Genomic DNA, 13,655 nt, shown 5'->3' with positions numbered 1-13,655 from the left:
GAAGAAATTCGTTTCCAGCTGCGCCTTCCACACGTCCATCGGAATCTCCTCGATCATTCCTCCGTATGCGGTGCCTGCATTGTTCACAAGCACGTCAATGCGTCCGCGGGATTTCAGGATGCCCGATACCGCCTCAAGCACCTGTCCCCCGTCCGTCACATCTAGCCTAACCACGTGAATATGCTGTCTGACCCCCGCCGTCTGCGCAGCGTCCATCAGCTCCCCGCTCGCTTCCGGCCTTCGCATTCCGGCAAAAACCGTGTATCCGGAGGCAGCCAGCTCCACGCTGGTCAGCAGCCCGAAGCCGCTGGAACTGCCCGTGACCAGCGCGACCGGCCGCTCATCATGTCCTCCCAATTGCGCTCCACTCCCGTTCAGATGTTATTTCGCCGGAAACAGAAACGGCTCTTCCGCCAAGTAGCTGCGGATCGCGGACAGAATATACCCCTTCTGTTCCTTCAGCGACGGAATTTCCTGCGGATTGCCGGCGTGAAACGCCTGATTCTCCAGGACCGCCTGCAGGAAAAAGGTTTCCAGCATGGACACGCTCTCCTTCGGAAGAAGTCGCATGCTTTCGTACCCGTCCAGCAGCATGCTCCGCTGTGCCGGGTACAGACCGATGAGCGCCTGCGCCAAGTCGTATGCATAATAACCGAACCCGCAGCGGCCAAAATCGATAGGGCAAGGTTCCCCGTCCTTGAATACAACGTTCCCTTCGTGGAGATCCGCATGGATCATACCGTACCGGGAAGGGCCCGGAGGCCATGCGGCGATCCGCCCTTTGATTAGGTCCGCCGCCTGTACATAAAGCGCCCATTCATCGGAACTCAGAAAGGCGCGGTGCCGCCGTTCCAGCCGCTGCATATCTTCTGTCAGGCTCGCAGCCCCCCATTCGGGTCTGACAAACCCTTCCGGCGGAACAAAGCTCTGTGCAGCCTGGTGGAGCCTGGCCATAAGCACGCCCATCCGGTACACCTGCCTGTCATCGAGGCCGTCCTCCGCCTGCTCCCCTTCGATCCAGCGCAGCAGCGTCACCGGCCAGCCCTGACTCCGGTCCGCCTCGCAAATCGCCACGGTATTCCCTTCCTGGTCCGCTGCGCCCTCCGGAACCGGCAGGCCTTGGGAAGAAAGCCAATTCAGCCACATCATTTCCGATCGGATAGCCGGTACGTCGGCCGACACCGGATGGATCCGCAGCAAAAATTTGCCGCCGGACCGCGCACTCACCCGGTACGTAATATGGTCTGAAATTTGAATAAATTCCGCTTGCTCCTCCTTAATGCCAAACTTCTCCAGGGCGGACATCAGCACCTGCTCTGCCTGAACCAGCAGGAGGCGCAGGTTGTCCTCCAAATTTGCTCCGAATGCTTCATTCATTTCGCTATCCTCCATCCTCTGCTTAACACCTTGCTCCCACAGCATACCATAAGCCGGCAGGCCGGGGGAGAGCGCAACCGCGAACCGCATTCTCCGCGTAACCGGTGCTATAGACCATTCCAATCTAATGATGCGCGCACAAAAAAGCAGCGGCGGGCTGGCATCCCGCGCTGCTCTTAAGACATCATTTATATCATGTGTGATGAAGTTCATAAAAAAGGTTAACGAGTGGGGTTAAAACCATACGTCGCTCATGATGCTGACCGGTCTGTACCGGCGCATCCGGTTACGGCATTTCCCCCGCGCCGCCGCAGCTGCGGCATACCCGTCACGCCTGCGAATCCGCCGTCTGCTCATCCGATTCTTTCCTCCCTTCGTTTATTCGGTGCATTTGCAAGCTTGAAGCTTATTACCCGAAAGGGGAAGACCGCGAAACAGCAGGAAACAATTACCGGATTTCGGACGGATTCTTGCCCGTATACTGCTTGAATTGCCGGCTGAAGAAAAAAATGTCGCGGTATCCGAGCGCATCGGCCACCTCCGTGACGTTCATGCCGGCATGCAGGAGCAGATGCTGTGCCCGGTCGATCCGCGTCCGGATAATGTAGGATTGAACGGGTGAGCCGATCAGCTCCTTGAATTTGATCGAGAAATACCGCGGCGACAACCCGGCGCGGGCGGCCAGATCCTCGACCCGGTGCGGTAAGCCGGGATGCTGCTGAATGTAATTGGCGATCTCGTGGATCACTTCGGTCAGCTGGTTGCTGACCTTCTTCTCCTCCGGCTGCTGCCGGTCGTGCCGGAGCAGATGGATCATCAGCTGCTTCAGGATGAGCTGCCCCTCTTCCTGGGCGGCAAAGGTGTTCACAAGAAACAGCCTGACGTAACGGGCAAGCATGTATTCAAAGTCAACGGTTTCCGTCAGCTTCCGGTACGGCAGCGGAATATCCGTCACAGGCTCGGACACCCGAAAGTGGCTGTAAGTCAGAACGAGTGGCTTCTGCGGGTTGTGCGTGGCGCTCGTGTGGTCGCCGGGCCTGAACAGGAAGCAGCTCCCCTTGCCGACCTCATACGGTTCGTCATTCCGGATGACGGTCCCTTCCCCGCTCCATACATAAAATAAATCGTAATTTTCCAGCGCCTTCTCGCGCTTCTGCCATTTCCAGCCGGGCTCGCACACAATTTTGGCGAGGGACGGCAATATTTCAAAAGATGACGGCGATGCGTGCAGCATGTCGTCATTCCCCCCTATATCATAGACTCATATCTTTCCTCCCTATGATACTATTTCGGCGCGGTTTTTGCACATCCGGCCCATATCCCCTGAGCTTCCGCCGGGTTTACCGCCCCTGTAAGCCTATCCAAAATCGCGCCTTCTCCTAATGCTCCCAGCACAGTAAATAACCGCAAGCGGTTACGATGCTTGCTTCTCCTACCCGTCCATACACTGACGGATATCCTCCCATGCCGCGGCCAGCCGGTCAACCCCCTCCTCCAGCTGCCGCTCATCCCATCGGGCATAGCTGAAAAAGGCGGCCGGCGGTCCCGGCTGGATCCTGTAGCCGGACGCGTCCCTGAACGTTACGCCACGAGCCGCTGCTGCGGCTGTAAAGGCTGCAAAAGCTTCCGGCGGTTGCAGCCAATAAGCATACACATGCAGGCCGGAATCCCCAGGCATCAGCGAGAACAGATGCCCCGCCATCTCCTGCATCCGGGTGCAGAAATGGCGGTGACGGGCACCATAGATCCGCGTAAGTCGGCGGAGATGCCGGCCATAATCGCCGCGGGCCATAAACCGGGCAAGCGCCCGCTGTTCAAGCAGCCCTGTCGTCAGCGGCTCGTACAGCGTTTTGGCCCGCAGCACCGCATCCACGAGCGATTGGGGGACGATGGCGTAACCCAGGCGCAGCCCGGCAAACATCGTCTTCGAGAAGGAGCCGATATAAATGACCCGCTCCCGCGTATCCAGCGTCTTCAGCGGCTCGATCGGCCTGCCGCCGAAGCGGAACTCGCTGTCGTAATCGTCTTCCAGGATGACCGCCTGATGCCGTTCCGCCCAGTCCAGCAGCTGCCGGCGCCGCTCCAGCGTCAGGACGGCGCCGGTCGGGTACTGGCGGCTCGGCGTCACCAGTACAAGGCGGGCGTTCCAATCGGACAGACGGATGCCGTGGACATCGACCTCAGCCGGAATCACCTCCGCTCCGCAGGCAGCTGCCGCCAGCAGCAGCTGAAAGAGAAGGGTAATGCCCTGCATCGATCCGCTGAAGAGCACGATTTGCTCCGGATCGGTATGAATTCCCCGCGTGACGCGCAGGTGGGCGGCGAGCGCCTGCCGCAGGCCAAGGTCCCCGCGGGATCAGCTCCGCGCTGCATATCCTCTCCGCCCCGGCCTCCCTGCATAGGTCATGGCGCTGCGCCACTCCGCATAGGGAAACAGCTCCATGCTCATCCCGCCTCCCCCCAAGTCGATGCCGGCCGGACCCTTGCCGCCGCCGGATCTTGGGATTGGCGGGAGCTCTAGCAGCCGCTCTCCCCAGCGGGAAAGAGCAAGCGGTGCAGCAGCTGCATCCCCCCCTGCTGTTGGCGCAGGTCCCGCTTGAGCCACGAAGGTCCCCCGGCCTACTTCGCTGAGGACATAGCCTTCCGACACCAGCATATCGTAACCTAAGGCGGCCGATCCTCTCGACAAGCCGTATTGATCCGCCAGCTCGCGGGTCGAAGGCAGCTTCGTTCCTCCAGGCAGCCGCCCCTCCATGATGGCGTCTCTCAGAGCGTGATACAGCGCGAGGTACTTGTAGCGGTGTTTCTCAATATAAGTTTCCAGATGCAGGGATATCTCCATGCCGTCCTCCCTTCCATTGCTGTGGAAAAAACCAGATTCAACAAACGCATTTTTCCTCCCGTGACCGCTTATCGTCTCAGCCGCCAGCAAAATGGACTATAAAAAATACTCTAAATTGGACCTTTTTCCTTGTCAATATTCCCGTTATGCTGTTGTCACCGCAGCGATAACCGCCGATCGGCAAGCGATGCATCAAGGAGGAGAAAACCAATGAGAAGAAATGAATTTGAAGTGACGCGTGAGGAAGAAATCGAGGCGTTTTTGTCAGAGATGAGCTTCGGCTTCCTGGGAACCCTCGGAGAGGACGGACATCCTCGGGTGACTCCGATCAACTATGTGTATCATCAAGGCATGTTCTACATGCATGGCAGCCGTTTCGGCGAAAAAATGGACCACCTCGCCGCCAATCCCGCGGTGAGCTTCAGCGTCGCGGAGGAATATGCGATCATTCCTTCCTACTTTACCGACCCTCTGATGGCCTGCCCCGCCACTTCGTATTTCAAGAGCGTGACCGCATCGGGAAAGGTCGAAATCGTACAGGACCTGGAAGAGAAAGCAGCCGCCTTTACCCTGTTTATGAACAAGCTCCAGCCCGAGGGTGGATACGCCCCCATTGACGCGGCCAACCCCAAATACGCTTCCAGACTGCGCGGGGTCGCCGTTCTGCGTATCGTTCCCGACCGAATCACTGCGAAGTTCAAGTTTGGGCAAAATTTGACGGAAGACAAAAGGGAACAGGTACTGCAAGGTCTGGATGCCAGAGACCGCGGCAAGGATCGGGAGACGATGGAGCTGATACGCAGCAGCGCTTGCCCTCATATGCAGCAAACCTTGGCCCCGGATCCCTATTCTGAAGAAGAGTAAAGCGGCATCGCTCAGGAAGCGCCTTAGAGAGCCTTTTTCACAGCACAACCATCCTTTTCCTTTTTCCGTGACGGCTCTCATCGCAGGTGATATAATGTTAGGCAGTTAAAATGGCATATACCTTGCAAAAGCCTATCATTACACAGATTTGGAAGGATGGAAACCATGTTAAACCCACTCGCTGCACAGTTGAACGAAAGTTTGAAAGCCGGCAACGCGCATGTGTACGAAATGTTGTCCAAGCTCGGCCAGGAAATCTATTTTCCGAAGGAAGGCATACTGAGCCAATCCGCGGAAGCGACCAGCCATGCCAAAAATATAACGCAACGATCGGCATTGCGACCGAACAGGGCATCCCGATGCATCTGGCTGCTATCCAGGAGAAGCTGTCCGCGTTTGCGCCGAAGGACCTGTACCCATACGCACCACCCGCAGGCAAACCCGACTTGCGCGCTGCCTGGCTGGCAAAATGATCGAAGAAAACCCGTCGCTCGAGGGTAAAACGGTCAGCAGCCCGATTGTGACGAACGCCCTGACCCACGGGCTTAGTATCGTGGCCGATCTGTTCGTGGACGAAGGGGACGCCGTCATTTATCCGGACAAAAACTGGGAGAACTACGAGCTGACCTTCGGCATCCGCCGCCATGGCGAACTGGTCAATTATCCGCTGTTCACCGGGGACATGACCTTCAACAGTGACGGACTTCGCGAAGCCCTGCTGGCCCAGAAGAACAAAGGCAAAGCCGTCGTGCTGCTCAACTTCCCGAACAATCCGACGGGATATACCCCGGGACCGGCGGAAGGCGAAGCCATCGTCGCTGCCATCAAGGAAGCTGCCGAAGCCGGCATCAATGTCGTGGCGGTTACGGACGACGCTTATTTCGGCCTTTTCTTTGAGGATTCCCTCAAAGAGTCGCTGTTCGGCAAATTGGCGGATATTCATCCGCGCGTGCTGGCCGTTAAAGTCGACGGCGCCACCAAGGAGGAGTTCGTCTGGGGATTCCGGGTCGGCTTCATCACCTACGCTTCCCAAGATACCAACGTGCTCGCCGCCCTCGAGCAAAAGACGCTGGGCATCATTCGCGCGACGATTTCCAGCGGCCCCCATCCTTCCCAGACCTTCGTGCTGGACGCGCTGAAGTCGCCTGATTTCGCGGCCCAGAAGGAAGAGAAGTTCCACATCATGAAAAGCCGCGCCAACAAAGTGAAATCACTGCTGGACAGCGGCAAGTACGGTGATGTGTGGGAGTACTATCCGTTTAATTCCGGATATTTCATGTGCCTGAAGCTGAAAGGCGTGTCGGCCGAAGAGCTGCGCAGCCATTTGATCCACCAATACGGAGTCGGCACCATCGCCCTCGGCGAGCATGACCTGCGCATCGCGTTCTCCTGCATCGACGAGGAATATCTCGAAGACCTGTTCGATTTAGTCTATCAGGGCGTCCGGGATTTGCAGCGGAAATAGGCCCGGGGGTTACGCATCATCAACAACCTATTTTTTTGGAGAAGAACGGGTGATATGCCCAAGCACAGCCGCCCCCCTAGACATAGGATACGGTGTAACGAAAAACAAACCACTGTAAAGGGGAATGCACAATGAGCGAAGAAGTAAGAGGCGGATATGGATACGGATATGGACATTGCCACGGAATGTTTGGCAACACAGGCGCCATCCTGGTTCTCTTTATCCTCTTGGTCATCATCACTCGTTCTTTCTGGTTATAATCGAAAAAGCAATCCATTCAAGCAGACCGCTGATCAATCACGCGTTTCTGTTGGATGCACAAAAAGACCGGGAGCCTTATTCCCGGTCTTTTTTCGCTTGGCTATTCATCGTCATCGTCATCACTCTTGCCCTTCCGGGACTGAAAATAACGGAACAGCACGCTGATCACGACCCCGCCAAGCAGCGTCAGCAGCATCGGTCCGATTCGGCCGCTCCCCGCACCCAGCATGGGCAGCCAGATCAATACAGCTACAACCAGCTGAATTTGAAACGCCAGGTTAACGGCGTTCTGCTTGCGTGATGCAGGCGGCACCGGATAAATGTGCAGCCAGAAAGATTCCTGGTGGTAGCGCAGCAGCGAGGACAGCTGAACGCCGATCACGAATACGAAAAACAGGTAAATCCCGCTGCCGAGCAGCCCCTGCCGGGTCCACCAAACGAGGAGCGCTGCGAGGATGCCTGCCCGGATCACGATGCTGAATACATCACTGCGGACAAAGCTCTTCGTAATTAAATAACGGTACGCTGCCTCCGGCTTCCAGGGAACCCGGTTTCCCGCCCAGGACATCCACCTGCGCGGATAGACGCGCTGCTGCCTGCCTGGAACGTTGACGAACCAGCCGAGGATCTGCATAACGCGGGCGCTGTGGGTTTTCTCCGCGGCAATCAGCCGCTCCCAGGCCACCAAGTGCTTGGCCGGAATGCGTAGGGCGGCGATATAGGTCAGCGCCAGCAGCACGATAAACAGAAGGCTCCGCCACTCCGGCTGCCACAGCCAGGCGGCAACCGCAAGAATCAGCACGACGTAACGCAGCAGGCGGTAACCTGCCGATGCCCGACGGGAAACCATCCGCTGCTCCTTCCAGCAGCCGTAGGAAGCCAGAATCTTCAAGGCAAACAGGAGAGCAGGACGCAGAGACTTGGATCCGCATCACTGCGTACATACAGCGGCCAGGACAGGATGAAGAACAGAGCAAGGCCGATAAGTTTATAAACGACGCCGCTGGTCCAGCCTGCCTTGAAATAGTCGTTCATCCTGGACTCCTGCGGCAGCAGAAACACCGTGTCCGCCGGCTGCAGGTACGTCCGGAAGCTGCTGTTTACCGTCAGCGGCACGAACAGGATCAGCATAATCCAGCGAATCGGCAGCCCGGCTGGAATATGCTGAACGAGCGACGTGTACCACGCCGCAAAAGCAATCAGCATAAACAGCAGCAGCACGGCCACACCGCTTTGGATCACGTAGCCGAGATAAGGGGTGACTTCCCCCCAGAAGCGACCGCGCCGCTCCATCCGAAGTTTTTTCAAGTCCATCATTCAATCCCTGCCCTGCACGAGAGTATAGAACAGCTCCTCCAGCGGCAGTCCCGGTCTGCCGGCCTGCGCGGCGATGTCCCCCAGCGTCCCCTGCGCGATCACGCGTCCCTGGTGGAGAACGATAAAGCGGTCGCAGTAATTCTCGATCGTCGATAAAATATGGGAACTCAGCAGGATCGACGACCCGCCTTCTTTGAGCTCGACCATAAAATCAAGAAGGGAGCGGATGCCGAGCGGATCCAGGCCAAGGAACGGCTCGTCGATGATGTACAGGGAAGGCCGGGCCACGAACGCGCACATGATCATGACCTTCTGCCGCATCCCCTTGGATAAGTGCGTGGACAAGCTGTCCATCTTGTCCTGCATCCGGAAGATGCGCGACAACCGGTCCGCCCGCTCTTCGTAGTCCTGGCGGTCAACGCCGTACGCTCTTGCGGTAAACTCCAAATGCTCCCTGACGGTCATCTCGTCATAGAGCAGCGGAGATTCCGGAACGAAGGCGAGCGCCCCGTGATAGGTCTCGGCGTCTTCCTCCCGCTTCTTGCCCTTCACGCGGATGTCACCTTTTTGCGGATGCATTAATCCGAGAATATGCTTCATTGTCGTGCTTTTGCCGGCCCCATTCAATCCGATCAGGCCGACCATCTCGCCGGACCCGACCTGAAACGAAATATCGTGCAGCACCGGGTGGTTCAGGCTGTAACCACCGATGAGGCCTTGAATATCCAGCACAGCCGTATCACTCATTAACTCTTCACCTCATTCAATTCCCGGGCGGAACAGCAAGGGGCGCGTCCGCACGGGAGAATCCATCCGTACTTGCCTCCCCGCGCGCCGATTAAGGCCGGGGAGGTTTATTTTTCAACCATTTCGGGGCGCCCTTGTTCTTGCGGATACGCTCCCGTTCGCTTTGGCTCTGGCGGGCCGCCGGTTTGCCGCCCTTGAAAGGCTCACCGCCCTGCCGGGTCGTTTCCCGGCCGTCGCGGCGTCCGCCGCCTTCCCGCGGTTCGCCCGGGCTGGATGAGCCGCGGATGCTCCCCTTGGCCGGCTTCGAGTCTCCTTGCCGGCTGCCGCGCACTTCCGCCATGCCTGCTTGGCTCCCGGATGGCCGAACCTGGCGCTGATGGGGCTGGCCTGACGGCTCCCCCTTCCGGGCCGCAAACTGCTCCGGCGACAGCACTTTGCCGGCGTACAGCACGCGCGGCTCGAGAGAGATGCCGAGCTCTCCTGCAAACTTCCGCATAATAAAGGTCTGGCGGTCCGTCACAATCGAGATGACGCGCCCGCTGCGCCCCATCCGGCCCGTCCGTCCGGCACGGTGCACATAGTGCTCGGCGTCAGGCGCCGGGTCGAAGTTGATGACGAGCTCGAGCCCTTCGATATCAAGCCCGCGTGCCGCCACGTCGCTTGCCACGAGCACTTTGAACCTGCCGTGGCGGAAGCCGCCCAGTACCCGGCTGCGTGCCAGTTTGTCCGCGTCTCCGTACAATCCCTCTGCAGCGATGCCCAAATGGGTCAGCTTCGCCTCCACCTCGGCGATCGATTCGGTCTGATTGACGAAGACGATCGCCCGCTGCGGGTTGTACTGGCGGATAAGGCGCCGCAGCATGTCGACCCGGTCGCGTTCCTCGGCGACCACATACAAATGCTCCAGTCCCGGCGCGGTCGTCTGGTCCGGGTCGATGCCGATTTCGACCTGCGCATTTCCCGTTTGACCAGCGCCGCCGTGCTCTCGCTGACCGTGGCCGACAGGAATACCAGCTGCCGGTCACGCAGTGCGCTGCTCAATATCCGGTCGACGTCGCCGGCGCCGCCGAGCTGAAATACCTGGTCGACCTCGTCCACCACGATGGTCGAGACGTGATGCATCTTCAGCTTGCGCATCTCGATCAGCTCGCGGACTCTGCCGGGAGTTCCGACCACAAGCTGTGGATGCAGCCGCAGCTTCTCCACCTGGCGCTTGACCGCGGCCCCGCCGATCAGCCCAAGCACGCCGATCTCGCGAGCTTCCCCGTATTTTTCGCCTTCGCGTACAATCTGCATCGCCAGCTCCTGCGTCGGCGCAAGAATAAGCTTCTGGGTCGCCTTCAGCTCCGGATCGATGGTCTGCAGTACCGGCAGAAGGTAGGCCAGCGTTTTGCCGGTTCCCGTCTGCGAGCGGGCGAGCACATCCGCTCCGCGCAGCACCGCAGGAATGGCCTGCGCCTGGACCGGCGAAGGCTCCGTTATGCCGTACTCGGCCAGCTTGTCTATCCATACTCGGTCAATACCTGTTGCTTCAAAAGAAGTCGGGTTCATGAAATCGTTCATCCTTTATGTTTTAAGTCATTCTTTATCATTATATGCCAAAAGCGCCATCCCACCAAATGCAAGTATCGGACTCACCGCAAAATTCTGCGGGCGTAAAAAATAAGCCGGCCCCATATGGGAGCTGGCTTATTTATAGAGATCAGGAGGCGTATCACTTCCGGTTCATGATCCGGTAGGTCAGCCGGTCCGCCAGTCTAGGAAACATCTGATACAGGCGCATGGCGACCGCCGCTTTCCCCGGCAGGTTCATTTCTTCCTTCCCGGTATGCATCACCTTGACGATTTTGCGGGCTACATGTTCCGGCGTCATCATCAGCCATTTCACGTTGCTGACATATCCACCCGACGGGTCTGCAATGTCAAAAAACGGCGTATCGATCGGACCTGGATTGATCGTCGACACCCGAATGCCCGATTCCCGCAGCTCCTGCCGGAGAGCGTTGCTGAAGCCGAGAACGGCATGCTTCGTGGCCGTGTACGCCGTGGATTTGGCCGTTCCGATTTTCCCCGCCATCGACGCCACATTGATGATATGTCCCGCTTTGCGCTGAAGCATTGACGGCAGCACCGCCTTGGTGCACCGGACCGTGCCCATATAGTTGACGTCCATCATCTGTCCGAACTCCTGGGCAGGCATGTCCGTAATCGTCTCAAACTTGCCGTAGCCCGCATTGTTCAGCAAAATGTCAATATGGCCGTACTTATGTATAATGTCTTGCATCGTGGTGCTCACCTGGTCCTCCCGGGTCACGTCCATGGCCCGCAGTTCGAAGGATCCCGTCATGCCCTCTGTTGCTTCCTGCAGGCGCTGCTCCGACCTGGCGGTCAGCACCGTCACCGCGCCTTCCGCTGCGGCCAGCTTCGCCGTCAAGGCCCCGATCCCGCTCGACGCCCCGGTGATCACGACGACTTTGTCCTTTAACATGGCTTCTCGTCCTCCTATAGGAAAACAAGCCGGAACACCCCGAATCAGCGCAGCAGCGCCGTCCAGAGCTTGTTCCCGCCCTTTCCCACTTCTGTAGGATAACGTCGCCCGCATGCTCACAGCGAGCCAGCATCATGCCCAGGGATCAGCAAACGTAACGCTTGTGCTTCCTGCCGTTATTCCTTGCTGATATTTTAAGATATCATGACCTGAATATCCAGTTCGCCGATTCCGTCCATGAGCAGCGGAATGCTGAGCGCCTTTTGCGGAAGGAACGACACGATATGCTCGCTCTTCATCACTCTCGGAGGCGTAATGTCAACTGTGACCCCTTGGTTGGACAAAATCGTGCTGGCATTGCCGCTGATCATATTACCAAGTTCGGAGATGGCGCTCTGGCCCATTTCGTCCATTTCCGTCAGAATGTAACCACCCATCATCACGGACACCATCCGCAGCGCTACATGCTCTTGAATTCCGAACACGATATTGCCGGTAAGCTGTCCTGTCATCCCGATTTGAATCCAGATGTGATCCTCGATGATCTCCATATTCTTCACCCCGAGGCTGCCTGTAGAAGGGGTAACCTGAATCACTTGTTCAATGACGGTCCGGGCGGACTCCAGAAAAGGATTAATGACTTCAGCCTTCATATGTAATTACTGCCCCTTTCACAACGGGTTGGGACATGTCCCAAAAGTCCCATTACCATTGGAATAATTATACTTTAAACCCTGGAATAAATCACGAAAAATTCATGAAACGTCTTCAATCCAGGGTATAAATGCCCTTATATATCCGCCGGCTTTCCTATTTAAGAAAGAAAACCGGGATGATTCCCTTTATCTATATCGGTACTTCCGGAGCAATTTTGAAGACCATGGCGAATTTTGTAGATTGCTTTTTCCAAAAATAAACGAATCACCGGCTGTATCCGCCTACGTTGCCCTGACTTCCGGAATCCCATATAATGAAAGGATACACTTGTTCGAACTGATCTGCTTGACGGCAGCCATCAACGCCGAAGGAGGAAATGCATGAACATTAGCCAATTGGAGACCCTGATTACCATCTCGAAAACCATGAGCTTCCGCAAAGCCGGAGAGCTGCTCAACTTGACCCAGCCGGCTGTGTCTGCCCAGATCAAAAGTCTGGAGGACGAGTTCAAGACGGTGCTTGTGGACCGGAATCAGCCCGTCACGCTGACCGACCGCGGAGAAGTGTTTCTCAGCCATGCCGAACGGATTCTAGCGATTGTGGAAGAGCTGAAGGAGCGCCTGTACGACCTGGATCAAACACCGCAGGGACACATCGTGCTCGGAACCACCACTTCGATAGCCATACAAATTTTACCCAGAGTCCTTTCTTACTTCCAGAACCAGTTTCCACTCATCAAAACCTCCATCATGTCCATGGCTTCTTCCCAGATTTACACCAGCGTGGAGAGAGAACGGACAGATCGATGTGGGCCTGGGTTATCTGATCGAGCGCAACCCCAATTTGATGACGTCGGTTCTGTACTATGACACGTTCGAGCTGATCGTCTCCCCGCGCCATCCGCTTGCCCGGAAGACAGGCGTCACGATCGATGTCCTCCGGGAAACGCCCCTCATCCTGCTGTCTCCCGATACGGTGGGCAGACGGTTTGCCGATGATATTTTAAAAAAGCACGGAATCGAGCCCAATGTCGTCATGGAATTGTCCAGCAGTGAAGAAATCAAGCGGATGGTCGAAATCGACCTCGGCGCGGCGATCATGTCCAAACAGTCGGTCGCGAGCGAGCTCCGCCTCGGCACACTGAAGATCATACCGCTGACCGAGCTGGAAGTGAGCCATCCTGTCGGCGTCATTTACAAGTCCGGCAAATACCTGAACTCGGCCATGCAGCAATTTTTGAGCGACCTGAAAGGCATGCCGGAAACGAACTTCATCAGCTCGGAGTAAACCCGCCGCAGACCTTTGATTCCAACGATTATTGACGAGGAGGAGTACGATATGAAATTCGATATGCATACCCATCACTTCCGCTGCGGACACGCTGACGGCAATATCCGGGATTACGTGGAAGCGGCGCTGGAGGCTGGACTTCAAGTCATCGGCATTTCGGACCACACCCCTTATTTTGGCGAGAAAGAGGACCGGGCGTTCCCACGCATCGCCATGGGCAAATCGGAGCTTCAGCATTATGTGCAGGAAGTGCTTGATTTGAAAAAGGAATACGAGGGGCGCATCGACGTGCTGCTCGGCATCGAATCCGACTTTTCCGGAGCATGCTGAAACATACAGGAAGGTTC

13 protein-coding genes and 4 pseudogenes are annotated in these 13,655 nt (G+C 57.1%); 5 read left to right on the top strand and 12 right to left on the bottom strand.

Features of this window, described 5'->3' with window-relative positions:
- The 6 genes from CPT76_RS34325 to CPT76_RS41755 form a co-directional block, all read right to left on the bottom strand.
- A partial coding sequence (locus tag CPT76_RS34325) for an SDR family NAD(P)-dependent oxidoreductase (RefSeq protein ID WP_146116529.1) occupies positions 1–357 on the bottom strand: 357 nt, incomplete at its 3' end.
- A gap of 24 nt (positions 358–381) precedes the next feature.
- A complete protein-coding gene (locus CPT76_RS34320) occupies positions 382–1,377 on the bottom strand; it encodes a phosphotransferase enzyme family protein (RefSeq protein WP_181153232.1) in 996 nt (331 codons plus the stop codon).
- Positions 1,378–1,611: 234 nt separating this feature from the next.
- Positions 1,612–1,734 carry a hypothetical protein gene (locus CPT76_RS41050; protein ID WP_258169078.1) on the bottom strand — a complete coding sequence of 41 codons (123 nt, stop codon included), beginning with the start codon at positions 1,732–1,734 and terminating at the stop codon, positions 1,612–1,614.
- 91 nt (positions 1,735–1,825) lie between these two features.
- Entirely contained in the window at positions 1,826–2,611 is a 786-nt protein-coding gene (locus tag CPT76_RS34315) for an AraC family transcriptional regulator (RefSeq protein ID WP_076174099.1), read from the bottom strand.
- Between the two features lie 198 nt (positions 2,612–2,809).
- The gene (locus CPT76_RS41760; protein WP_308737727.1) at positions 2,810–3,649 is read right to left on the bottom strand and encodes an aminotransferase-like domain-containing protein; all 840 of its coding nucleotides are present in this window, start codon (positions 3,647–3,649) and stop codon (positions 2,810–2,812) included.
- 84 nt (positions 3,650–3,733) lie between these two features.
- Complete coding sequence (locus tag CPT76_RS41755) at positions 3,734–4,219, bottom strand: GntR family transcriptional regulator (protein ID WP_308737726.1); 486 nt, start codon at positions 4,217–4,219, stop codon at positions 3,734–3,736.
- A gap of 210 nt (positions 4,220–4,429) precedes the next feature.
- Between CPT76_RS41755 and CPT76_RS34305 the strand changes: the two genes are divergently transcribed.
- From CPT76_RS34305 to CPT76_RS38550, 3 genes and pseudogenes are all read left to right on the top strand, one after another.
- Complete coding sequence (locus CPT76_RS34305) at positions 4,430–5,083, top strand: pyridoxamine 5'-phosphate oxidase family protein (RefSeq protein WP_105446089.1); 654 nt, start codon at positions 4,430–4,432, stop codon at positions 5,081–5,083.
- Between the two features lie 165 nt (positions 5,084–5,248).
- Positions 5,249–6,548 (top strand): annotated as a pseudogene (locus CPT76_RS34300) (aminotransferase class I/II-fold pyridoxal phosphate-dependent enzyme).
- Positions 6,549–6,679: 131 nt separating this feature from the next.
- Positions 6,680–6,808 (top strand): YjcZ family sporulation protein, encoded by a 129-nt coding sequence (locus CPT76_RS38550; RefSeq protein WP_212971272.1) that lies wholly within the window; start codon positions 6,680–6,682, stop codon positions 6,806–6,808.
- 101 nt (positions 6,809–6,909) lie between these two features.
- On the opposite strand, the gene CPT76_RS41045 is transcribed toward CPT76_RS38550, so the two are convergent.
- The 6 genes and pseudogenes from CPT76_RS41045 to CPT76_RS34275 all read right to left on the bottom strand — a co-directional run bounded on the left by CPT76_RS41045 (position 6,910) and on the right by CPT76_RS34275 (position 12,014).
- Positions 6,910–7,659, bottom strand: coding sequence for an ABC transporter permease (locus tag CPT76_RS41045; protein WP_258169077.1), 750 nt, complete (start codon positions 7,657–7,659; stop codon positions 6,910–6,912).
- 38 nt (positions 7,660–7,697) lie between these two features.
- The gene (locus tag CPT76_RS41040; RefSeq protein WP_258169076.1) at positions 7,698–8,123 is read right to left on the bottom strand and encodes an ABC transporter permease; all 426 of its coding nucleotides are present in this window, start codon (positions 8,121–8,123) and stop codon (positions 7,698–7,700) included.
- Positions 8,124–8,126: 3 nt separating this feature from the next.
- Complete coding sequence (locus CPT76_RS34290) at positions 8,127–8,873, bottom strand: ABC transporter ATP-binding protein (RefSeq protein WP_105446088.1); 747 nt, start codon at positions 8,871–8,873, stop codon at positions 8,127–8,129.
- 91 nt (positions 8,874–8,964) lie between these two features.
- A pseudogene (locus tag CPT76_RS34285) lies at positions 8,965–10,424 on the bottom strand (DEAD/DEAH box helicase).
- 163 nt (positions 10,425–10,587) lie between these two features.
- A complete protein-coding gene (locus CPT76_RS34280) occupies positions 10,588–11,361 on the bottom strand; it encodes an SDR family NAD(P)-dependent oxidoreductase (protein WP_105446087.1) in 774 nt (257 codons plus the stop codon).
- A 194-nt stretch (positions 11,362–11,555) separates the two neighbouring features.
- The gene (locus CPT76_RS34275) at positions 11,556–12,014 is read right to left on the bottom strand and encodes a chemotaxis protein CheX (protein ID WP_105446086.1); all 459 of its coding nucleotides are present in this window, start codon (positions 12,012–12,014) and stop codon (positions 11,556–11,558) included.
- A gap of 384 nt (positions 12,015–12,398) precedes the next feature.
- Here CPT76_RS34275 and CPT76_RS34270 point away from each other — a divergent pair.
- Positions 12,399–13,305, top strand: a pseudogene (locus CPT76_RS34270) (LysR substrate-binding domain-containing protein).
- A gap of 51 nt (positions 13,306–13,356) precedes the next feature.
- Positions 13,357–13,655 (top strand): annotated as a pseudogene (locus CPT76_RS34265) (PHP domain-containing protein); the annotation flags it as partial.

Origin of the sequence: Paenibacillus sp. AR247, assembly GCF_002968895.1 — a bacterium.
Lineage (GTDB): Bacteria > Bacillota > Bacilli > Paenibacillales > Paenibacillaceae > Paenibacillus_AQ > Paenibacillus_AQ favisporus.
The sequence above is the reverse complement of the archived record's forward strand: the minus strand, read 5'-3'. Positions and strand labels throughout refer to the sequence as shown.